Below are 21,190 nucleotides of genomic sequence, written 5' to 3'. Positions count from 1 at the left end.
TGAGACGCAGGATCCCCTCTCCCGTGTGGGAGAGGGGTAGGGGCGATCGAAGATCGCGCGAGGGTGCTACGGCTCCGTGTAAAGCTGCCAGCACCACGCTCAGCGCTTTATACTGAAGCGTGTCACCCTCACGCGGGATTTTCGATCCCCAGGCCCCTCTCCCACACGGGAGAGGGGGGATGTGCTCCAGCTCTACACGAACTCATCACGGAGACGTCGCCTCACTCCCCCCGCCGCAGCTCCACCAGCGGCGCCGTCAGCGTGCACACCACCCCCTCGGGCGGGTAATGCATGGTGACCTCGCCGTCGACGGTGCCGGCCAGCCCCCGTTCGATCAGCCGCGAGCCGAAACCCTTGCGGGTGGGCGGCGTCACACGGGGACCGCCATGCTCCTGCCAGCGCAGGGCCAGGACGGGGGCGGCGGGGTCGGTGATCGTCCAGTCGAGGGTGACGTAACCGTTGGGGGTGCGAAGAGCGCCGTACTTGACCGCGTTGGTGGCGAGTTCGTGCGCCATCAGGGCGAGGGAGAGCGCGGCCGGCGCCCCGCACGGCACCGGCGGGCCGTCGAGGCGGAACCGTCCGGGCCGGCCGTCGTCGTGGATGGCGAGCGCACCGCCGAGCACCGCCCGTAAGGAGGCGCTCTCGCCCTCGCCGGTCAGCAGGAGGTCGTGCGCCTTGCCGAGCGCCACCAGCCGGGCCACCAGCGCCTCGCGGGCCGCAGCAGGGTCGGTGGCGTTGCGCAGGGTCTGCACGGCGATGGCCTGGACCATCGCCAGGGTGTTCTTGAGCCGGTGGCTCAGCTCGCGGTTGAGGATCTCCTGCTGCGCCTCCGCCGCCTTGCGGGCCGAGATGTCGTGGCTGACCGCCGCGAAACCCTCGAACGCCCCGAGCGACGAGGAGCCCTTCGGCCCCCGCAGGGCGAAGAGGTTGTAGCGCACCGGCACCACCGCCCCGGTGATGCGGTTGCGCAAGCGGAACTCGCCGCTCCAGCACCCGCCGGACCGGATGGCGGGCAGGATCGTGTCTTCGGCAAACGGCAGGTCCTCGGGGGTGAAGACGTCGGTCAGGCGCACATCCTGCGTCGCGTCCTCGCCGAGACCCACCAGGGCCCGGCCGGCCGGGTTAACGTAGTCGATCCGGCCTTCGGCATCCGCGATGGCGATGAAGTCGCTCGACTGCTCGGCCACGAGGGCGAGCCGGCGCAGGGCGGCTTCCGCCTCGCGCTGCTCGGTCACGTCGAGGAACACCGTGACCGCGGCCCGGATCGCCCCGTCCTCGTCCCGCACCGGGCTGCTCGAGACCTCGAGCAGGCGCAGCGCCCCGGTCGCGGCGTTGCGGTAGCGCATCGCCTCCCCGGTCACCACCGCGCCGTCCCGCAGCGCGCGTAAGGACGGGTACTCGTCGGGCGCGTAGGGACGGCCGTCGGCGTGCTCGGCGCGGAAGGAGGCGTAGCGGGAGAGGGCGGGACCGTCGATGCCGTGGCCGAGGATCGCTTCGGCCTGGGCATTGATCAGGTTCGGCGCGCCCGGCCCGATCCCGGCGACCGAGATGCCGACCGGCGCCTGCCGAAACACCGCTTCGAGCAATCCGCGTTCGAGGTCGAGCCGGCGTTCCGAGTCGCGCCGTTCCGCCTCGGCGCGCTTGCGCTCGGTGAGGTCGAGCATCGCGCCGATCATCCGCACCGCGCGGCCGGCCTCGTCGCGGATCACGGAACCGCGATCGAAGACGTCCGCGTAGGAGCCGTCGGCGCGGCGGAAGCGGTACTCGTCGCTCCACACCGTCCCGGTCCCGTCGATGACGGCATGGATCGAGGCGTCGATCCGGGCGCGGTCGTCGGGATGGATGTGGTCGATCCACCACGCCCCGGTCGGCGCGACATCGACGAGGACGTGGCCGTAGGCCGCCTCCAGCGCCTCGTTCCAGAGCACGTGGTCGGTGGCGAAATCCCAGTCCCAGATGGCGTCCCGGGTGGCCTGGGCCGCCCGGCGGTAGCGCTCCTCGGTGGCCTGTGCCGCGCTCAAGGCCGCCTCCTGCTCGGCATTCGCCCGGCGCAGGGCGAGCTGGCCCATCACCTGGCGCGCCAGCGCCCGCAGGTCCCCGGCCTCGGCATCGCTCAAGCCCTCCGGCCGCGAGACGTAGTCGATCACGCAGAGCGTGCCGAGAACCAGCCCGTCGGGCGTGCGCAGCAGCGCCCCGGCATAGAACCGGATGCCGGGCGAGGCGGTGACGAGCGGGTTGTCGCGGGTGCGGGGATCCCGGCTCAGGTCGGGGATGACGAGGAGCGCGTCCGGCTGCGCCAGGGCGTGGGCGCAGACCGAGCGGCCGAGATCGGTCTGGGGCAGGGGAAAGCCCGTGCGGGCCTTGAACCATTGCCGGGTGCCGGCGACCAGGCTCACCAGCGCGATCGGCGTATCGCACAGGCGGCTGGCCAGGCGCACCACGTCGTCGAAGCCCTGCTCGGGCAAGGTGTCGAGGATGGCATACGAATCGAGCGCGGCGAGGCGGTCGGGATCGCACACGGCAATCGGCGGATCGGGAGGGAGTGACATGCGTGGCCGGGGCTTTCTGTCCCGGCTCTTAACGCGAGGACGGCCCGAAGGTCACGGCTCTTGCGTCACCCGCCCCCCTCAATCGATCACCTCGACGACCCGGCGCGTGCCGGGCTCGACCAGCACCGGGTGATCGTTGACGATGGTGTAGTTCAGTCCCTTGAGGGCGAATTCCGGCGGCACGTCGTAGTAGATCACGCCCTCGGGCGGCAGCACCGTGCCGACGCGCAGCGGCCCCTCATGGCGGAAGGACCGCCGGTGCTCGCCCGCGGCATAGATGCGGAAGCGCTCGCGCCGGTCGATGCCCAGGATGCTGTTGGCGGTGCCGACGGCGGCCCCGATGGCCCCGCCCACCACCGCGCCCACCGGCCCGGCGATCGCCTCGCCCCGGGCCGCGCCGTCCTGGGCCCCGCGGGACGCCCCTTGCGCCTGGGCGGCACCGATCCCGAAGCCGAGGAGGAGGGCCGTGGTGGCGAGGCGCAGGGCGATGGTCATGAGTCGTATCTCGGGCGGTGTCTCGGGACCGGCCGGGAGCTTGGCCGTATCGGGAGAACGGTGGGGATGCGGGGCCGGTTCCCGGTCCTTGCCGGACCGACGCGCGCCGCTCTCCCCTTGTGCAAGGAGCTGTCCGGGGAGAGAAAAAAGCGCGCCTCCCTTCTCCCGTGTGGGAGAGGGGCCTGGGGATCGAAGATCCCGCGTGAGGGTGACACGCTTCAGTGTGAAGCTCGAACTATCGTGCCGGCAGCTCAACGATTCAGTTTCATTCTGAGCCGTGTCACCCTCACCCCTACCCCTCTCCCACACGGGAGAGGGGATCCCGCGCTTGATCTTAAAGGGGATTTTCCCCGGACAGCCCTGCGCCCTGTGGGCAGGAAGGGGAGGGGCCCACGACCCCGTCGCACCGCATCCCGCTCGCGCGGGTGGCGCGACTGCCGGAGACAATCGTCCCACCCGCGCGGGTTCCGCCTCAGGGCGCCAGATCGCCGACCGGTCCCTTGACCGGCGTGTCGCTGCTGTTGAGCACGGTGTCGCTCACCGGAGTGGGCTTGAGCGGTCCGCGATCGATCGCCGGCGGGGCCGGCAATTGCAGCTGCTCGCTGGTATAGGCCCAGGCTTGCGCCACCTTCTCCGGGTCGTCGTTCAGGCGCTGGCCGTAGCTCGGGACGATCCGGCGGATCTTCTCCTGCCATTCGGGTGTGGCGACGTTCTTGGCGAAGACCTTCTGCAGCACCTCCAGCATGATCGGCGCCGCCGTCGAGGCGCCCGGGGAGGCGCCGAGCAGAGCCGCGATGCTGCCGTCCTTGGCATTGACGATCTCGGTGCCGAGCTTCAGCACGCCACCCTTGTCTTTGTCGCGCTTGATGATCTGCACGCGCTGGCCGGCCTGCCACAGGCGCCACTCGCCCTTCTTGGCCTTGGGGAAGTACTCCCGGAGCGCCGCCAGGCGGTCGTCGTCGGAGAGCATCAGCTGGCCGGCGAGATATTCGACCAGCGGGTACTCGTCCATGCCGACCTTCATCATCGGCCAGACGTTGCTGGTCGTGGTCGAGGTCAAGAGGTCGAAATACGACCCCTCCTTCAGGAACTTGGTCGAGAAGGTCGCGAACGGGCCGAACAGGATGACGCGCTTGCCCCCGAGCACGCGGGTGTCGAGATGCGGCACCGACATCGGCGGCGAGCCGACCGAGGCCTTGCCGTAGGCCTTGGCGAGGTGGAGCGTCGCGACGTCCGGATTCTCGTTGATCAGGAACGAGCCGCCGACGGGGAAGCCGGCATAATCCTGGCCCTCCGGGATGCCGGAGGCCTGGAGCAGGTGCAGCGCCCCGCCGCCGGCGCCGATGAACACGAACTTGGCGTCGATGGCCTGGCGCGACCCGTCCTTGAGATTGCGCGAGGTCACGCGCCAGGAGCCGTCCGGATTCTTCTCGATGCCCTGGACCTCGGTCGAGACATCGAGGCGGAATGTCTTCTGGTTCTTCAGGTGGGCGACGTATTGACGGGTGACCTCGCCCCACTCGACGTCGGTGCCGAGCGGCGACCAGGTGGCGGCGACCTTCTGGTTCGGGTCGCGTCCCTCCATCATCAGGGGGACCCAGGTCTTGAGCTTCTCGGGATCGGTCGAGAACTCCATCCCGGCAAACAGCGGGCTCGCCTTCAGCGCCTCGTAGCGCTTCTTCAGGTACGCGATGTTGTCGTCACCCCAGACGAAGCTCATATGGGGCGTGTAGTTGATGAAGGACTTGGGGTCCTTCAGGACACCGTTCTTCACCTGCCAGGCCAGGAACTGGCGTGTGACCTGGAACGCCTCGTTGATCTCAACCGCCTTGGCGATCTCGATCTTGCCCTTCTTCTCGGGGGTATAGTTCAGCTCGGCCAAAGCCGAATGGCCGGTGCCGGCGTTGTTCCAGCCGTTCGAGCTCTCCAGCGCCACCTGGTCGAGGCGCTCGATCATCCGGATCGACCAGCCGGGCTCCAGCTCGTTGAGCCACACGCCGAGCGTCGCGCTCATGATGCCGCCGCCGATCAGCAGCACGTCGACCTTGTCGGCACTCTGCGCGAAGGCGAGCGACTCGGGCAGCGCCGAGGCCGCGAGGCCGGCGGCCGCACCGCCGAGGATCTGGCGGCGGCTCACGCCGGTCAAGCAGGCGGCCTTCAGGGAGGTGGTCTTGTCGTCGGCACGCATGGCCAGATCCCGTTCTCGTGCGGGCCGGCGGATGCGCGAGGCACCCCCGGCCGTGACAGGCGTCAGATCGCGACGACGGGAGGGCCCGCGCGTCCCAAAGACCATTCGGGTGGGTTTCCTCGTATCGGTCGCGGCACCCGGCCGCGATCGGCCGGTCCCTCGCGACGCGGGTCCCGCTCCCGGTCCGGGATCGCGGGGGCGTCCCTTCCGCCGGGGATGAAGAGGCGGCACGGCGCGGACAAGACCGCGGACCGACCTCGGGGGCGGGGAAGACGCTGGCCGGTTCGGCTCGATGATCTTGCGGTCGGCTCATAGCCGATGTGAACCGGAAGGACAATCGCCCCGCGACCGCCGCTCCCGCCGTGCCCATCATCGTCGAGTGAGAGCAGTTCCGGACTTTGCTGACACTTCCTCAACGGCGGTGCCTGAGAACTATAATGCCTGTCCTGCTGCTGCCGGTCCATGAGTTGCCGCGCACGCGGATGAAGCGGGGGGTCCGGCCGTCACAGCGCCGCGGCGATCACCTCGGTCAGGGTCACCGGCCGGCCGGCCTCCCGGGCGAGGCGCAGCAGCGTCGACTGGCGGAAGCGGGCATCCGCCGTGACCTCGCGGCCGAGCCAGTCGGGCAGGCCGACGACCTGCGCCTCGTGCTCCAGCTCGATCTCCGCCAGGACCATTCCGGCGAGCGAGCCGCCATATTCGTCGACCGTCCAGACCAGCCCGTCATGGGGCACGGAATGGCGGGTCTTCTCGATGAGGCAGGTCTCGCAGACGAGGCGCAGCATCGCCTCGGCCTCGTCCCGCGGGATCTCGTACTCGAATTCCGGCCGGGACAGGCCGTCGCGCCGGCCCTTGACGGTGAGCCAAGCCCGCTCGTCGTCGAGCCGCACCCGTACCTTGCCGGTGGCGAACTCGCCCACGAGCCCGTCCGTGAGCCGCTGCCGGCTCACCGCCCCCTCGCGCCAGCCCGCATGGGCGACCAGGAACTTCCGCTCGACCTCGTACCGCATCGCCCTCGACCGTTCGTGCCCCGCCTCGCGGCCACAGGGCGCCCGGGCGACGCTGGTGCGAGCGCCCGGCCGGGCCCGGCCGCTGCCGGGGCGGCGGGGCTGATAGCCGATCGGCCCTGCGAGGGCCAGGGCCGTTATGTCGATCCGCTGACGGTGCGACGCGCGAAGACCCCGTCCGTCACTCCGCCATCAACCGACGCAGCACCCCCGCATACCGCGCCCCCACCGCCTCCCGGGCGACGTGCCGCCCGCCCGTGACGACCTGGCGGCCCGCCACCCACACCGACTCCACGGCCCGCGATCCGGCCGCGAAGATCCAGCCGTCGAGGAGGGCGTCGCCGTGCCGTTCGAGCAGCGCCGGATCCATCCCGTCGAGAGCGACGCAATCGGCCGGGGCCCCGGCGCGGAGCCCATCACCCTCCGCTGCCAGCGCCTGCGTGCCGCCGGCGAGCGCCGCCTCGAACAGGGCGCGCCCGGTCGAGGCGCCGGGGGCGGCGAGCACGTTGCGCTGGCGCTGCCCGAGGCGCTGGGCGTATTCGAGCTGGCGCAGCTCGTCGGCCGCCCCCACCAGCACGTTCGAATCGGTGCCGATCCCGTAGCGTCCGCCCGCCGCGACGAAGCCGGGGGCCGGAAAGATACCGTCGCCGAGGCTCGCCTCGGTCACCGGGCACAGGCCCGCGACGGCGCCGCTTCCCGCGAACCGCGTCGTCTCGTCCGGGGTCATGTGGGTGGCGTGGATCAGGCACCAGCGCGGGTCGAGCCCGGCGTTGTCGAGGAGCCATTGCACCGGCCGCGCGCCGGACCAGGCCAGGCACTCCTCCACCTCCCGCACCTGCTCGGCGGCGTGGATATGGACCGGCCCGCCTTCCGCAAGGGCGACGGCAGTGGACAGATCGTCCGGCGTCACCGCCCGCAGGCTGTGGGGCGCGACGCCGAGCGTGGCGCCGGGGAGGGCCGCCAGGGCGGCGCGGGATTCCGCGACGAGGCGCCCGAACAGGTCGAGATCGCTGACGAAGCGGCGCTGACCCTCATTCGGCGCCGCACCGCCGAAATTCGACCAGCGGTAGAGCACCGGCAGCAGGGAGAGGCGCAGGCCCGTCAGCGCCGCCGCGGCGGCGATCCGCTCCGCCATCTCGGCGACGTTGCCGTAGGGGCGCCCGTCCGGGGCGTGGTGCAGGTAGTGGAACTCGCCGACCCGGGTGAAGCCGGATTCGAGCATCTCGACATAGGCCTGGGCCGCCACCGCCTCGGCCTCGTCCGGGCTCATCCGCAGGGCGAAGCGGTACATCGTCTCGCGCCAGGTCCAGAACGTGTCGGAGGCGGGCCCCCGCCGCTCGGCGAGCCCCGCCATGCCGCGCTGGAAGGCGTGGCTGTGGAGGTTGGGCAGGCCCGGCACCAGCACGGCGACCCGGGTATCGCCGGGCTGCGGCGCGGCGCCCGCCTCGAGCGTCGAGAACCGGCCCTCGGTCACGGTCAGCCGGAGATCGGCCTGCCAGCCCGTGGGCGTAAGACCTTGAGCGGCGTGCAGCACGGTCATCGGAGCATCCCCTGCATCGGCGCGTCTCCTGCATCAGGCGGTGCGCTCCCGCGCGCCGCCATTCATGTCTATACAAAGCGGATCGCTCATGTCTATACATATAGGCGAATCGGAGGAAACGCGCATGAGCGGGAGTGAAGGCGTGCCACAGGTCTGGCGCAACGTCCGGCTCGCCACCTTCGCGCCAGGGCTCGCAGGAATCGGCGCGGTCGAAGACGGCGCGCTCGCGATCCGCGACGGGCGCATCCTGTATGCCGGGCCCGCGGCCGAGCTGCCGGGGGCGGCCTTGGCGGGGGCCGAGACGATCGACGGCGAGGGCCGCTGGATCACGCCGGGCCTGATCGACTGCCACACCCATCTCGTCTGGGCCGGCGACCGGGCGCACGAATTCGAATTGCGCTTGGGCGGCGCCTCCTACGAGGAGGTGGCGCGGGCCGGCGGCGGCATCGTCTCCTCGGTCGGCGCCCTGCGGGCGGCGAGCGAGGACGACCTGGTGCGCCAGACCCTGAAACGGCTCGACGCGCTGATCGCCGAGGGCGTCACCACCGTCGAGGTGAAGTCCGGCTACGGCCTCGACCTGCCAAGCGAGCGCAAGGCGCTGCGCGCCGCCCGCCGGCTCGCAGAGCTGCGCCCGGTCGGCATCCGCACCACCTTCCTCGGCGCCCATGCCCTGCCGCCGGAGGCCGGGGGCGACAAGGACGCGTATATCGCGGAGGTCGCCGACACGATGCTGCCGGCACTCGCCGCGGACGGCTTGGTCGATGCGGTCGATGCGTTCTGCGAGGGTATCGCCTTCTCGCCCGAGCAGGTCGCGCGGGTGTTCGAGCGCGCCGAGTCTCTCAGGCTGCCGGTGAAGCTCCATGCCGACCAGCTCTCGAATCTCGGCGGCGCCGCCTTGGCCGCGCGCCATCACGCGCTGTCGGCCGACCACCTCGAACATACCGACGAGGCCGGCGCCGCCGCCATGGCGGCGAGCGGCACCGTCGCGGTGCTCCTGCCCGGCGCCTATTACTTCATCCGCGAGACCAAGCTGCCGCCGGTGGCCCTGTTCCGGCAGCATGGCGTCCCGATGGCGGTCGCGACGGATGCCAATCCCGGCACCTCGCCGCTCACCTCGCTGCTGCTGGCCATGAACATGGCCGCCACGCTGTTTCGCCTCACCGTCGACGAGTGCCTCGCCGGCACCACCCGCGAGGCCGCCCGCGCGCTCGGAATCCTGTCCGAGGTCGGCACACTCGAAGCCGGCAAACGCTCCGACCTCGCGGTGTGGTCGGTCGAGCGGCCAGCCGAGCTCGTCTACCGCATGGGGTTCAACCCGCTTCATGCCCGTATCTGCGGAGCGCGCTGAACTCAAAATCATTCTCTCCCATCCGCGATCTCATCCTGAGGTGTCAGTCCATCACATTGATGGACTGACCTCGAAGGAGGTCTCCAGAAGTCTCCAAGATCACTGGAGCCCTCCTTCGAGGCTCGCTTCGCTCACACCTCAGGATGAGGTTGTGGGTGGGATGAATTGGACGACATTCGAACGCCATCCTCCTGCCCGGAGCCACCCATGACCCGCATCGACAACGCCCGCATCGTCCGCGCGCCCCACGGCACCACCCTCACCGCCAAGAGCTGGCTGACCGAGGCGCCGCTGCGGATGCTGATGAACAACCTCGATCCCGACGTGGCCGAGCGGCCGGGCGAGCTGGTGGTCTATGGCGGCATCGGCCGCGCGGCGCGGGACTGGGCGAGCTTCGACCGCATCGTGGCGGCCCTGCGCGACCTCGACGACGATCAGACCCTGCTGGTCCAGTCCGGCAAGCCGGTCGGGGTCTTCCGCACCCATGCGGATGCCCCCCGCGTGCTGATCGCCAACTCGAACCTGGTGCCGCACTGGGCGACCTGGGAGCATTTCCACGAGCTCGATCGCAAGGGCCTGATGATGTACGGCCAGATGACGGCCGGGTCCTGGATCTATATCGGCAGCCAGGGCATCGTTCAGGGCACCTACGAGACCTTCGTCGAGATGGGCCGCCAGCATTATGCCGGCGATCTCTCCGGCCGCTGGATTCTCACCGCGGGTCTCGGCGGCATGGGCGGCGCGCAGACGCTGGCCGCCACCATGGCGGGGGCCTCCTGCCTCGCCGTCGAGGCGCAGGCCTCGCGCATCGAGTTCCGGTTGCGCACCGGTTACGTCGACGTCCAGGCCCGCGACCTCGACCACGCCCTCGAACTGATCGAGGAATCCTGCCGCAACAAGACCCCGCGCTCGGTGGCGTTGCTCGGCAACGCGGCCGAGATCTTCGGCGAACTCTACGCCCGCGGCGTGCGCCCCGATTGCGTCACCGACCAGACCTCGGCCCACGATCCGGTCAACGGCTACCTGCCGGCGGGCTGGACGGTGGCCGAATGGGAAGCGAAGCGCGAGACCGATCCGGCCGCGGTGGCGGCGGCGGCGAAACGCTCGATGGCGGTGCATGTCCGGGCGATGCTCGATTTCCACCGCGCCGGCGTGCCGGTGGTCGATTACGGCAACAACATCCGCCAGATGGCGCTGGAAGAGGGGGTCGAGGACGCCTTCGCCTTTCCGGGCTTCGTGCCGGCCTACATTCGCCCGCTCTTCTGCCGCGGAATCGGGCCGTTCCGCTGGTGCGCCCTCTCGGGCGACCCCGAGGACATCTATCGCACCGACGCCAAGGTGAAGGAGCTTCTGCCCGACAACCACCACCTCCACCGCTGGCTCGACATGGCGCGGGACAAGATCAGGTTCCAGGGCCTGCCGGCGCGGATCTGCTGGGTAGGCCTCGGCGACCGCCACCGCCTCGGGCTGGCCTTCAACGAGATGGTGCGCAAGGGCGAATTGAAGGCCCCGATCGTCATCGGCCGCGACCACCTCGATTCCGGCTCGGTCGCCTCGCCGAACCGCGAGACGGAAGCCATGCGCGACGGGTCGGACGCGGTCTCCGACTGGCCGCTCCTGAATGCGCTCCTCAACACCGCGTCGGGCGCCACCTGGGTCTCGCTGCATCACGGCGGCGGCGTCGGGATGGGATTCTCGCAGCATGCCGGCATGGTGATCGTCTGCGACGGCAGCGAGGCCGCCGACCGGCGCCTGGAGCGGGTTTTGTGGAACGACCCCGCCACCGGCGTGATGCGCCACGCCGATGCCGGCTACGAGGAGGCCGAGGCCTGCGCCCGGGAGCATGGGCTGGACCTGCCGTCCCTCGGGTGAGGGGTTATTGGCGTAAAATCCTACCCTCTCACCTCATCCTGAGGTGTTGGCGATCGGAGATCGACTGACCTCGAAAGAGGGCTCCAGGGATCGCAGCGACTTCTGGAGCCCTCCGTCGAGGCTCCTTTCAGTCGCGATCTTCGATCGCCAGCACCTCAGCATGAGGTCGCGGGTGGGAAGGGCCGGAGTCGCACGTGGAACTGTCCCGAGACCGCTCGACGTATTTCGGGAACTTCGCCTTTACGGCCATGATGTCGGCGAGAAGCCTTGGAGACTGCAAAACCGCCTTGCCCTCGATGTGCAGCCCCTGATCCCCAGGGCCGCCCTCCCGCGCCTGCCCTGTCCACCGAGGCGGGGTTCTGGATTGCGGGGAAACCGTGCAGGACCGGCACTCCGATCGGTCGCTTCTCCCCGCTGTCCCCGATGTACGTCCTTGCGCCGCCGCAGCTGGTCCGCGTCCGGGATGTCACGACGCTGTCGGGGTTTCGTGACCGCGACCGGTACCCTCCCGCTCCTTTTTGGCGTTCCGGATCACCCTTCCATCCCATCACCCACCGTCCGGGCGTACTTCACGAACGGTTCGCCATGGCGCGAACCTCCTGTTGTCCGCCCTCGCGCATCGCCATCCGTCCCCATCGCTGCCCTGAATCCGCTCGTACGATGCCGAGGTCCGATGAGTCGAGATCGTGATCCTCCATCCCGGAGAGTCCCACAGGAAAGCTTTCTCGAGTCGAGTCCAGTTTGACCCTCCCAGTTGGACAGATGCCGTAGCCGACTGGGTCGTTCCGGTGAGTCCCGTGGACTCCTGTGGGTGCCGTGTGGATCGCGCCTCGACTCGCGATTGCCATCAACGACTCGGGGGCCGACTCCCTGTCCGGCTTTTCCCCAGAATGCACCGCTTAGAGTGTTACAGGAATCTTTATCGATTTAGGCGCTTGGGTGGCGGCGATTCCTGAAACCCGCCCAAATGTTTAATGCAGGTGGACCGTTCCCGTTGTACCGGGGATTCGTCCCCGTTGTACCGGTCGTCCTGTCCCCGAAGTACCGTGCCGGCGTTCCCGATCGCACGGTGTGCGTTCCCGAAGTGCCGATCCGCCCCCAGGGCGTTCCCGAAGTGCCGAGTCCACCCGACTCGTTCACAGGGATTCCGGGGATTTCCCCTCGGGACCGCCGCTCTCCTGCCCCGCTCCCCTCGTACATCGGGAACGGGGTCCCTGTGGATCAGTGTGCGTCGCGCACGAAGCGCTCGGCAAACCCCAGGAAGGCGCTCTCGTAGTTCTTCGGCTCGCGGGTCGCGTCGCCTTCGAGCCAGTGGTCGAACTCGGTCTTCAGCCCGTACACGTCCCAGCCGGGATGGGCCTTGCGGCAGAGGGCGATCGTCTCGTCGGACAGGTGGCGGAAGAGCGGCAGCTCGGCCGACGCCTTCGGCTTGCGGGTACGCTTCGGCTTCGGCGCGGCGACGATCAGCCCTTCCTCGGTGACGAGGTCGCGGCGGATCATCCGCAGATGCGGCTCGCCGCGCTCCTTGTCCTCGATCCGCAGGACGAAGCCGGGCAGCTCGTCGGCCTTGGCGATCTTGGCAATCTCGAACTTGAACCGGCGATAGGTCCCTTCCGCGCCCGACTTGTCGAACAGGGTCGGCAGGCTGATGGCGAAACCCCCTTCGCCCGCGCCCCCGGCATGCTTGCGCGCGATGCGGTAGAGCCAGCGCTCGCGCCCACCGGTGATGCCGAAATAGGCGGGGTCGATGGCGAGCACGCCGCCATCCATCAGCACGCCCTCGTAGAACCAGTCCGACAGAGTGATCGACATGCCCCGGCTGGCATTGGTCTCCTCGTCGATCGTGTCGTCGAAGGCGTCGATCCAGCTGAACTGGCGTTCCTTGCGCTTGGCCTTCTCGGCCCGGATGTTGGTGCGCACCGAGGTCGATTGCAGGCGAAACAGCGCGTCGCGCAACAGCTTGTATTGCCGCCCGCCGGTCTCGCGGCCGATCCCCTTCAGAAGGTCGTAGGGCATGAAGTTGAGCTTGCGCGGGATGTCGTTGCGGCCGCGCTTCTTCATCTCGCAGATCGTCGAGGCGGCCCAGATCAGGATGTCGGCGTCCCAGATCGTCGCCATGCCGTAGGCCTGGTTCGGCAGCACCCGCACCCAGACCGAGCCGTCGGGGCTGGTATAGTCGATCTCCTTCAGGCGCTTCTGCTTGGCGATCGAGAAGAACGGACGCTCCATCGTCTCCCGCTGGTCGCGGAAGTGCACGAAGGGCACCACCATATCGATCTGGTCGTTGCGCCGATGGCTCATCGTCACGTCCGTATCGGGCCCATGGACGGCGCCCGCCGCGCCGTGCCGCCCCCTGTCGCCCTGCCGTCCCGAATCCGTCTCATGGGTCCGAGGCTAGGCCCCGCTCTCCTTCCAAATCGTGGACACAACAGGGTTTTTCGATGCCGTCCCCGATCCTCTTCAATCGCGGTTAACGTCGAATCCGGATTACCGCTCTGGTCGTGGGCGCGCTTGTCGTCGGGCCCTGCGCCCTGGTAACCGGGTGTTAGGATTTGCCGGATGGCTCGCGGCCGCGCGGGCTGCCGCCGGAGGGAGCGCAGCATGATCCAGCTCTATGCCTGGGACACGCCGAACGGCCGCAAGATCAGCGTGGCCCTGGAGGAGATGGGCCTGACCTACCGGGTCGAGCCGGTGGACATCACCAAGGGCCGGCAATTCGAGCCGGCCTTCCTGCGCTTGAGCCCGAACAACCGCATCCCGGCGATCGTCGATTCGGAGGGGCCGGACGGGGCGCCGATCTCGGTCTTCGAATCCGGCGCGATCCTCGTCTACCTCGCCGAGAAGACCGGGCTGTTCCTGCCCGCCTCCGGGCGCGGCCGGGTTCAGGTCATGGAGTGGCTGATGTGGCAGATGGGCGGTTTCGGGCCGATGCCGGGCCAGGTCCACCACTTCCTCGGCGTCGACGAAAAGGATCGCGCCTACGGGCTCGAGCGCTACCAGAAGGAAACGCGCCGGCTCTACGGCGTGCTCGACAGGCGGCTGGGGGAGGGGGAGTTCGTCGCCGGCGCCCTGTCGATCGCCGATTTCGCGATTCTCGGTTGGGCCTGGCGCCACGCCCGGCACCGCGTCGATCTCGCGGACTATCCGAACGTGCAGCGCTGGTACGAGGCGCTGATGGCGCGGCCGGCGGTGCAGCGCGGCTTTTCGGTGGCGCTCACCTGATGCGCCTGATGAGAGTCTGGTCTGACGGCATCACTGGTGTTTTTCCATCCCACCCGTGACCTCATCCTGAGGTGTTAGTCCATCGAAGATGGACCGACCTCGAAGGTGGGCTCCAGGGATCGCTGTGGTCTCTGGAGCCCTCCTTCGAGGCTCCCTTCGGTCGCACCTCAGGATGAGGTCGCGTGTGGGAGAAAAATGGATTGACGACGGCGAGCAGGCTCTGAGGGAACGACACGCCATGGCGGACGAGACGGCCCTGCGGGCGCAACTGGTCGAGCGGTTTTTTCGCTACCTCGCGGTGGCGAGCCAGAGCGATGCCAGCGCCACCACCCTGCCGAGCACGCCGGGCCAGCGCGCCCTGGCCGAATTGCTGGCGGATGAGCTGCGCGGCTTAAGCCTGACCGATGTGGTGCTCGACGACCACGCGATCCTGACCGCCCGCAAACCCGGTACCCGGCCCGGCGCGCCGCCGATCGGCTTCGTTGCTCATCTCGACACCGTCGATGTCGGGCTCTCCCCTAAGATCCGCCCGCAGGTGCTGCTTTTCGACGGCGCCGACCTCTGCCTCGACCGCGACCGGGACATCTGGCTGCGCGTCGCCGAGCATCCGGAGATCGTGCCCTATCGAGGCGAGGACGTGATCGTCGGCGACGGCACCAGCGTGCTCGGGGCCGACAACAAGGCGGCGATCGCGGTCCTGATGACCCTGCTGACGACCCTGACGCCGCAGGACCCGCATGGCGACATCTGGGTGGCCTTCGTGCCCGACGAGGAGATCGGGCTGCGCGGCGCCAAGGCCCTCGACCTCGCGCGGTTTCCCTGCGACTTCGCCTATACGATCGATGCCTGCGGCCTCGGCGAGGTGGTGATCGAGACCTTCAACGCGGCCGGCGCCGAGATCGTGTTCACCGGTGTGGCCGCGCATCCGATGTCGGCCAAGGGCGTGATGGTGAACCCGCTCCTGATGGCGCACGACTTCATCAGCCGGTTCGACCGGGCCGAGACGCCGGAGAACACCGAGGGGCGCGAGGGCTATATCTGGTTCAACGGCCTCCAGGCCCATTCCGGCGAGGCCCGCCTCCAGGCGATGATCCGCGACTTCGACAAGACGAACTTCGCCGCCCGCAAGGCGCGCCTGCACGCGGTGACGGAGGAGATCGCCGCCCTCTACCCGACCGGCCGGGTGGACTGCCGGATCACCGACACCTACGGCAACATCCACGACAGCCTCGGCGACGATCGCCGGTCGGTCGACCTCCTGTTCGCCGCGCTCAAAGCCGAGGGGATCACCCCGAAGCAGATCCCGATGCGCGGCGGCACCGACGGCGCGGCCCTCTCGGCGCGTGGGCTCCCGACGCCGAACTACTTCACCGGGGCGCACAATTTCCACTCGCGGTTCGAGTTCCTGCCGGTCTCGGCCTTCGCGGCCTCGTGGCGGGTGACGCGGCGGATCTGTTTGCTGGCGGCGGGGTAGGTCAGCGCGCCGCCGGCGCGAACAGCCCCAGGAACAGCGGCCGGGCGTAGAGGTCGGCCGCATTCTCCGGCGTCACGCCCGGCACCCAGGCCGGCAGCTCGGCGGCGGCGTTGACCATGCTGGAGACGAGTTGCGCCGCGATGCCGGCATCGAGCGGGCGCACCGAGCCGTCGGCCATGCCGTCGACGAGGCAGAAGCCGAAGCGCTCGGTCAGGCGGTTCATGGTACGCCGGGTCTCGGTGCGCAGGGCCTCCGGCAGGGCGCTGAAGGCGGTGACGCGCAGCAAGGGACCGCCGGGGCCGAGCTGGCTGCGCACCAGCGTCGCCGAGGCGGTGCAGATCCGGTCCCAGCCGCTGCCGCCCCGCGCATCCGCCGCGTCCTGCACCGCCCGGATCTGCGCGAAGCTGCGGGAAAAGCAATTGGCGACGAGGTCGTCCTTGTTGTCGTTGTGGTGGTAGAACGAGCCCTTGGTGACCTTGAGGAGCCCCGAAATCTTCTCCACCGAGGCGCCGCGATAGCCCTGCTGGTTGATGAGGATGGTGGCGGCGCGCAGGAAGGCCTCCGGCGACACCTCGCTCTCCTCCTGCGGCGCCTGTTCGGGCAGCAGGGCCGGGCGCCACTCGGAGCCTGCCGCCGCCATGCCGCGGGTGAGCAGGTCGGTCATCCGGGCGCCGGCCCGGGCATAGTCCCGCGGCTCGTAGCGGCCGATCCACAGCCGGGTCGAGTGGATCACCGAGAGCAGCAGGTGGGTGCGGGCGTTGCGGTCCCGCCGGTCGAGGCCGTCCCCGTCGAACAGGCCGCGCAGGCGGCGAAACAGCGCGTTGTAGGCGGCAAACACGCTCTCGGCCTGGGGGGCGGGCAGGGCCCGCACGTCGTTGAGCACGGCGATGTCCGGCTCCTCGCCCATCGCCATCGCGGCCCGGTGGGCGGCCGCGAGGTCGAGGAGGCGAGCGAGCCGCGCCGGCCCGTCGGGGGCGCCTTCCGCCTGCGCCACCAGCCCGTCGAGCACCCCGATCGTGTGCAGGAAGCAGGCCGCCGCCAGGTCCTCCTTGCGGCGGTAATAGTAGGTGACGCTGTTCGTCATCAGCCCGACGCTGCGGGCGACGTCGGCCAGCGTCGTGCCCTTCACCCCGGCCTCGTTGATCAGGGCGGCGGCGGCGTGGAGGATCGCGTCGCGCTTCTGGGCGTAGCGCCGGGTCTGGCGCGGCGCCGCCTCGGGGGCGGGCACGGTCTCGGGATCGAGGCTGCGGGGCATGGGGGGATTGAGCACTGTCATGGCCTCCATGACAAGCCGGTGATTTCACGGGCCTCGTCAGGCCCCGGTGCCGTAATGCTCCCGGTACCAGGCGACGAAGGCCGGAATGCCGGAAGAGAGCGGCGTCGCCGGCACGTAGCCGACGAGGTCGCGCAGGAGCTCGGTGCTCGCTTCCGTCCGCTCGACGTCGCCGGGCGGCAGGTCGCGCAGGTGGCGCACGGCGCGCGCCCCCAGGGCCGCCTCCAGGGCATCGAGCATCACCGCCACGCTCACCGGCCGGCCGCCGCCGATATTGACCATCCGGTAGGGCGCGACCGGGCTCAACGTATCGGCCGCCGAGACGGGATTCGCGCCCGGCAGGGGAGGGGGCGCGTCGATCAGCCGGGCGATGCTCTCGACGAGGTCGTCGATATAGGTGAAGTCCCGAACCGCGCGGCCGTGGTCGTAGACCTCGATCGGCTCCCCCGCCAGGATCTTCCGGGTGAACAGGAACAAAGCCATGTCGGGCCGGCCCCACGGCCCGTAGACGGTGAAGAACCGGAACGCGGTCGTCGGGATCTTCCACAGATGAGCGTAGGAATGCGCCATCGCCTCGCCGGCGATCTTCGAGGCGGCGTAGATGGTGAGCGGCCAGACCGCCCGGTCGGTCTCGCGGAACGGCACATCCCGGTTGCCGCCATAGGCCGAGGAGGTCGAGGCGAAGAGCAGGTGGCGCACCGGATGCGCCCGGCAGCCCTCCAGCACCTGGAAGGTCCCGACCACGTTGCCCGATACGTAGGCCTCCGGGTGCTCCAGGCTGTAGCGCACCCCGGCCTGCGCGGCGAGATGCACTACCACGTCGGGGCGCGCCTCGCCCATCAGGCGCATGAAGGCGCCGGGCTCCTCCAGCAGGAACTCGTGCGCCGAGAAGCCCGGCAGCGCGTCGAGCTGCGCCAGCCGCGCCCGCTTCAGGGCGACGTCGTAGTAGTCGGTCAGCCCGTCGACCCCCACGACCTCGTGGCCGGCCTGCAGCAGGCGCCGGGCGAGGTGGAAGCCGATGAAGCCGGCCGTGCCTGTCACGAGGAAGCGCATGGCGGGTCCCTGGGCGCGTAAGGGCAAGAGCGCCCGCTAGGGCGCGGTTACACCGACGTGGGACCGGTTGCCAGCCCGGCGAGGCCGCGGATCGCCCGTCCCCCGTGCCGACGCGTCGCTTGACCTCATCGCATATTTTATACAATCTACGAATTACGACGCGCAGAGGACCACGCCGTGCCCGACACCGCACTCGAGACCAGGGGGCTGACCAAGGCGTTCGGCGGCTTCCGGGCGGTGCGGGGGCTCGACCTCAAGGTCCGGCGGCACACGATCCACGCGCTGATCGGGCCGAACGGCGCCGGCAAGACGACGGTGTTCAACCTGCTCACCAAGGTCCACGTGCCGACGGACGGGCAGATCCTCTACGAGGGCCAGGACATCACTCGCGAGTCCTCGGCGGCGATCGCCCGGCGCGGGGTGGTACGCTCGTTCCAGATCTCGGCGATCTTCCCGAACCTCTCGGTGCGCGACAACGTCCGGGTGGCGCTCCAGCGCCGGCTCGGCACGCAGTACCGGTTCTGGCGCTCGGGCCGCTCGCTTCAGGTGCTCGACGACGAGGCGATGCGGCTCCTCGCCGAGGTCGGGCTGGCGGAAGCCGCGGAGTCCCGCGCCGCCGACCTGTCCTACGGCCGCAAGCGCACCCTCGAGATCGCCACGACGCTCGCCCTCGATCCGCCGTTCCTGCTCCTCGACGAGCCGACGCAGGGCATGGCGATCGAGGATGTCGACCGCATCAAGCGGCTGATCCGGCGCATCGCCAAGGGCCGCACCATCCTGATGGTGGAGCACAACATGTCGGTGGTGGCCGATCTCTGCGACACCATCACGGTGCTGCAACGGGGCGAGATCCTGGCGGAGGGGCCTTACGCCGCCGTCTCGGCCGATCCGGCGGTGAAGGCGGCCTATCTCGGGGGCGGGCATGCCTGAGATCGTCCTCGAGACGCGCGGCCTCCAGGCCTGGTACGGCGAGAGCCACGTGCTCCACGGCATCGACCTCACGGTGCGCGAGGGCGAGTGCGTGACGCTCATCGGCCGCAACGGCGCCGGCCGCACCACGACGTTGCGCGCCATCCTCGGCCTCACCGACCGGCGCGCCGGCTCGGTGCGGGTGCGGGGCGCCGAGGCGATCCGGCTGCCGCCCCACCGCATCGCGCGGCTCGGCGTCGGCTACTGCCCGGAGGAGCGCGGCGTCTACCGCACGCTTACCACCCGCGAGAACCTGACCCTGCTCCCGCGCCTCGGCGAGGGCGGGCTGCCGCTCGACGAGGTGCTGGCGCTGTTTCCCAACCTCGCCGAGCGGGCCGACAGCTATGGCGGCCGGCTCTCCGGCGGCGAACAGCAGATGCTGGCGCTCGGCCGCATCCTCACCACCGGCGCCCGCATCCTGCTCCTCGACGAGATCACCGAGGGGCTGGCGCCGGTCATCGTCGAGGCTCTGGGCCGCGCCGTGGCGATGCTGAAGAGCCGCGGCTTCACCATCGTGCTGGTCGAGCAGAACTTCCACTTCGCCCGCCACCTCGCCGACCGCCACTACGTCGTCGAGCACGGCCGCATCGCCGCGGAGATCGCGGCGCACGAGGTTGAAGCGCGGGAGGAGGAGGTCGGGCGGTTGCTGGGGGTGTGATGTCCTCAGTGCCCTTTTTTCTTTGCAGCGTCAGTAACTCATAATGGTTCATCCCATCCACCACCTCATCCTGAGGTGCGACTGAAAGGAGCCTCGAAGGAGGGCTCCAGAAGTCTTCATGCTCACTGGAGCCCTCCTTCGAGGTCAGTCGATCTTCGATCGACTGACACCTCAGGATGAGGTCGAAGGTGGGATCGGCAATCACGTCAAAGATGCTCTGAGACAGCAGGCGCGCCGTTCAGGCGATCACAAGGAGGCTAAAAATCATGCGGTCGCGTGTCATCGGCTATGCCCTCGGTCTGTCGCTCGCCGCCCTGGCATCGGGCGCCCGCGCGGCCGACGCGGTCAGCGACGGGGTGGTCAAGGTCGGCATCCTCAACGACCTGTCGGGAATCTATTCCGACTTCACCGGCCGCGGCTCGGCGGTCGCGGCGCAGATCGCCATCGACGAGATGGGGGGCAAGGTGCTGGGTGCCCCGGTCGAGCTCGTCGCCGCCGACCACCAGAACAAGCCCGACATCGCCGCGAACCTCGCCCGCGAGTGGTTCGACCAGGGCAAGGTCGACATGATCGCCGACTTCCCGACCTCCTCGACGGCGCTCGCCGTGATGGAGATCGCGCGTCAGAAGAACCGGGTGACGATGCTCTCGGCCGGTGTCGCCATGGCGGCGATCACCGACAAGTGCTCGCCCTTGAGCGCGCAATGGATGGTCAACACCTACGCGCTCGCCGCCGGCACCGCCAAGGCTTTGATGAAGGCGGGGCGTAAGAGCTGGTACTTCGTCACCGCCGATTACACCTTCGGCCATTCCCTGGAGAAGGACGCCGCCGCGGTGGTCGAGGCCGAGGGCGGCAAGGTCCTAGGGGTCTCGCGCCATCCCTTCCCGGGCGGCGATTTCTCCTCCTACATGCTGAAGGCGCAGAGCACCGGCGCCCAGGTGATCGCGCTGGCCAATGCCGGCAGCGACACCGTCAACGCCGTCAAGCAGGCCGCCGAATACGGCATCGGCCGCAGCGACAAGCAGGTGATCGCGCCGCTGCTGACCTACATCACCGACGTGAAGAGCCTCGGCCTCGCCAAGGCCCAGGACATGTACCTCACGGAAGCGTTCTACTGGGATTACGACGACCGCTCGCGCGCCTTCGCGGAAAAATATTTTTCCAAGATGAAGCGGATGCCGAGCGCCTCGCAGGCCGCGATCTACTCGGCCGTCCTGAGCTACCTGAAGGCGATTCAGGCGGCGGGTACCGACGAGGCCGGGGCGGTGATGAAGCAACTGCGCGCCATGACCATCGACGACGCGGTGATCCGCAACGGTCACCTGCGCGCCGACGGGGCGCTGGTGCACGACCTGCTGCTGCTCCAGGTGAAGAAGCCGGCGGAATCGAAGCGCGACTGGGACTTCTACCACGTCAAGGCGGTGCTCAAGGGCGACGACGTCTACCCGAAGCCGAGCGACGCCTGCCCGCTGAACGCCAAGGGGTGAGCCACTACTCTGAACCCTCCCCCCTCTGCGCAGGGCCGTCCGAGGAAAGACGAGG

At 69.4% G+C, this 21,190-nt stretch carries 15 protein-coding genes; 7 read left to right on the top strand and 8 right to left on the bottom strand.

All coding sequences use genetic code 11. The features are described from left to right. Positions 1–221: 221 nt before the first annotated feature. From AC3AOF_RS05855 to AC3AOF_RS05835, 5 genes are all read right to left on the bottom strand, one after another. The gene (locus AC3AOF_RS05855) at positions 222–2,549 is read right to left on the bottom strand and encodes a PAS domain S-box protein (RefSeq protein ID WP_488347933.1); all 2,328 of its coding nucleotides are present in this window, start codon (positions 2,547–2,549) and stop codon (positions 222–224) included. Positions 2,550–2,627: 78 nt separating this feature from the next. Further along, positions 2,628–3,038 carry a DUF1236 domain-containing protein gene (locus tag AC3AOF_RS05850; RefSeq protein WP_236992874.1) on the bottom strand — a complete coding sequence of 137 codons (411 nt, stop codon included), beginning with the start codon at positions 3,036–3,038 and terminating at the stop codon, positions 2,628–2,630. 478 nt (positions 3,039–3,516) lie between these two features. Further along, positions 3,517–5,232, bottom strand: coding sequence for a malate dehydrogenase (quinone) (mqo, locus tag AC3AOF_RS05845; RefSeq protein WP_236991664.1), 1,716 nt, complete (start codon positions 5,230–5,232; stop codon positions 3,517–3,519). Positions 5,233–5,735: 503 nt separating this feature from the next. Beyond that, complete coding sequence (locus AC3AOF_RS05840; RefSeq protein WP_236991665.1) at positions 5,736–6,242, bottom strand: CYTH domain-containing protein; 507 nt, start codon at positions 6,240–6,242, stop codon at positions 5,736–5,738. 178 nt (positions 6,243–6,420) lie between these two features. After that, positions 6,421–7,779 carry a formimidoylglutamate deiminase gene (locus AC3AOF_RS05835; RefSeq protein WP_236991666.1) on the bottom strand — a complete coding sequence of 453 codons (1,359 nt, stop codon included), beginning with the start codon at positions 7,777–7,779 and terminating at the stop codon, positions 6,421–6,423. A gap of 124 nt (positions 7,780–7,903) precedes the next feature. On the opposite strand from AC3AOF_RS05835, the gene hutI reads away from it, so the two are divergent. Both hutI and hutU read left to right on the top strand, forming a co-directional pair. Continuing rightward, complete coding sequence (hutI, locus tag AC3AOF_RS05830) at positions 7,904–9,127, top strand: imidazolonepropionase (RefSeq protein WP_488347932.1); 1,224 nt, start codon at positions 7,904–7,906, stop codon at positions 9,125–9,127. Positions 9,128–9,334: 207 nt separating this feature from the next. Further along, positions 9,335–10,999: a urocanate hydratase gene (hutU, locus tag AC3AOF_RS05825; protein ID WP_488347931.1), complete on the top strand. Its 1,665-nt coding sequence runs from the start codon at positions 9,335–9,337 to the stop codon at positions 10,997–10,999. A 1,221-nt stretch (positions 11,000–12,220) separates the two neighbouring features. On the opposite strand, the gene AC3AOF_RS05820 is transcribed toward hutU, so the two are convergent. Continuing rightward, positions 12,221–13,300 (bottom strand): replication initiator protein A, encoded by a 1,080-nt coding sequence (locus AC3AOF_RS05820; protein ID WP_236991669.1) that lies wholly within the window; start codon positions 13,298–13,300, stop codon positions 12,221–12,223. A 300-nt stretch (positions 13,301–13,600) separates the two neighbouring features. Here AC3AOF_RS05820 and AC3AOF_RS05815 point away from each other — a divergent pair, with 300 nt between their 5' ends. Both AC3AOF_RS05815 and pepT read left to right on the top strand, forming a co-directional pair. Continuing rightward, positions 13,601–14,221, top strand: coding sequence for a glutathione binding-like protein (locus tag AC3AOF_RS05815; RefSeq protein WP_488347930.1), 621 nt, complete (start codon positions 13,601–13,603; stop codon positions 14,219–14,221). A 238-nt stretch (positions 14,222–14,459) separates the two neighbouring features. Further along, entirely contained in the window at positions 14,460–15,695 is a 1,236-nt protein-coding gene (gene pepT, locus AC3AOF_RS05810) for a peptidase T (protein WP_488347929.1), read from the top strand. Position 15,696: 1 nt separating this feature from the next. Here pepT and AC3AOF_RS05805 read toward each other — a convergent pair whose 3' ends face one another. Next, the gene (locus AC3AOF_RS05805; RefSeq protein ID WP_236991672.1) at positions 15,697–16,965 is read right to left on the bottom strand and encodes a TetR/AcrR family transcriptional regulator; all 1,269 of its coding nucleotides are present in this window, start codon (positions 16,963–16,965) and stop codon (positions 15,697–15,699) included. A gap of 42 nt (positions 16,966–17,007) precedes the next feature. Next, complete coding sequence (locus AC3AOF_RS05800; RefSeq protein ID WP_488347928.1) at positions 17,008–18,021, bottom strand: NAD-dependent epimerase/dehydratase family protein; 1,014 nt, start codon at positions 18,019–18,021, stop codon at positions 17,008–17,010. A 177-nt stretch (positions 18,022–18,198) separates the two neighbouring features. Between AC3AOF_RS05800 and AC3AOF_RS05795 the strand changes: the two genes are divergently transcribed. The 3 genes from AC3AOF_RS05795 to AC3AOF_RS05785 all read left to right on the top strand — a co-directional run bounded on the left by AC3AOF_RS05795 (position 18,199) and on the right by AC3AOF_RS05785 (position 21,135). Next, positions 18,199–18,951, top strand: coding sequence for an ABC transporter ATP-binding protein (locus AC3AOF_RS05795; RefSeq protein ID WP_488347927.1), 753 nt, complete (start codon positions 18,199–18,201; stop codon positions 18,949–18,951). Continuing rightward, positions 18,944–19,648, top strand: a complete 705-nt coding sequence (locus tag AC3AOF_RS05790) for an ABC transporter ATP-binding protein (protein WP_488347926.1) — start codon at positions 18,944–18,946, stop codon at positions 19,646–19,648. The genes AC3AOF_RS05795 and AC3AOF_RS05790 overlap by 8 nt, the downstream gene beginning before the upstream one ends. Positions 19,649–19,914: 266 nt before the next feature. Further along, the gene (locus AC3AOF_RS05785; protein ID WP_488347925.1) at positions 19,915–21,135 is read left to right on the top strand and encodes an ABC transporter substrate-binding protein; all 1,221 of its coding nucleotides are present in this window, start codon (positions 19,915–19,917) and stop codon (positions 21,133–21,135) included. Positions 21,136–21,190 lie beyond the last annotated feature (55 nt).

The organism is Methylobacterium sp. 142-1Y, from assembly GCF_057747795.1.
Note: the sequence above shows the minus strand (reverse complement) of the source record. Positions and strands in the feature narration are given on the sequence as shown.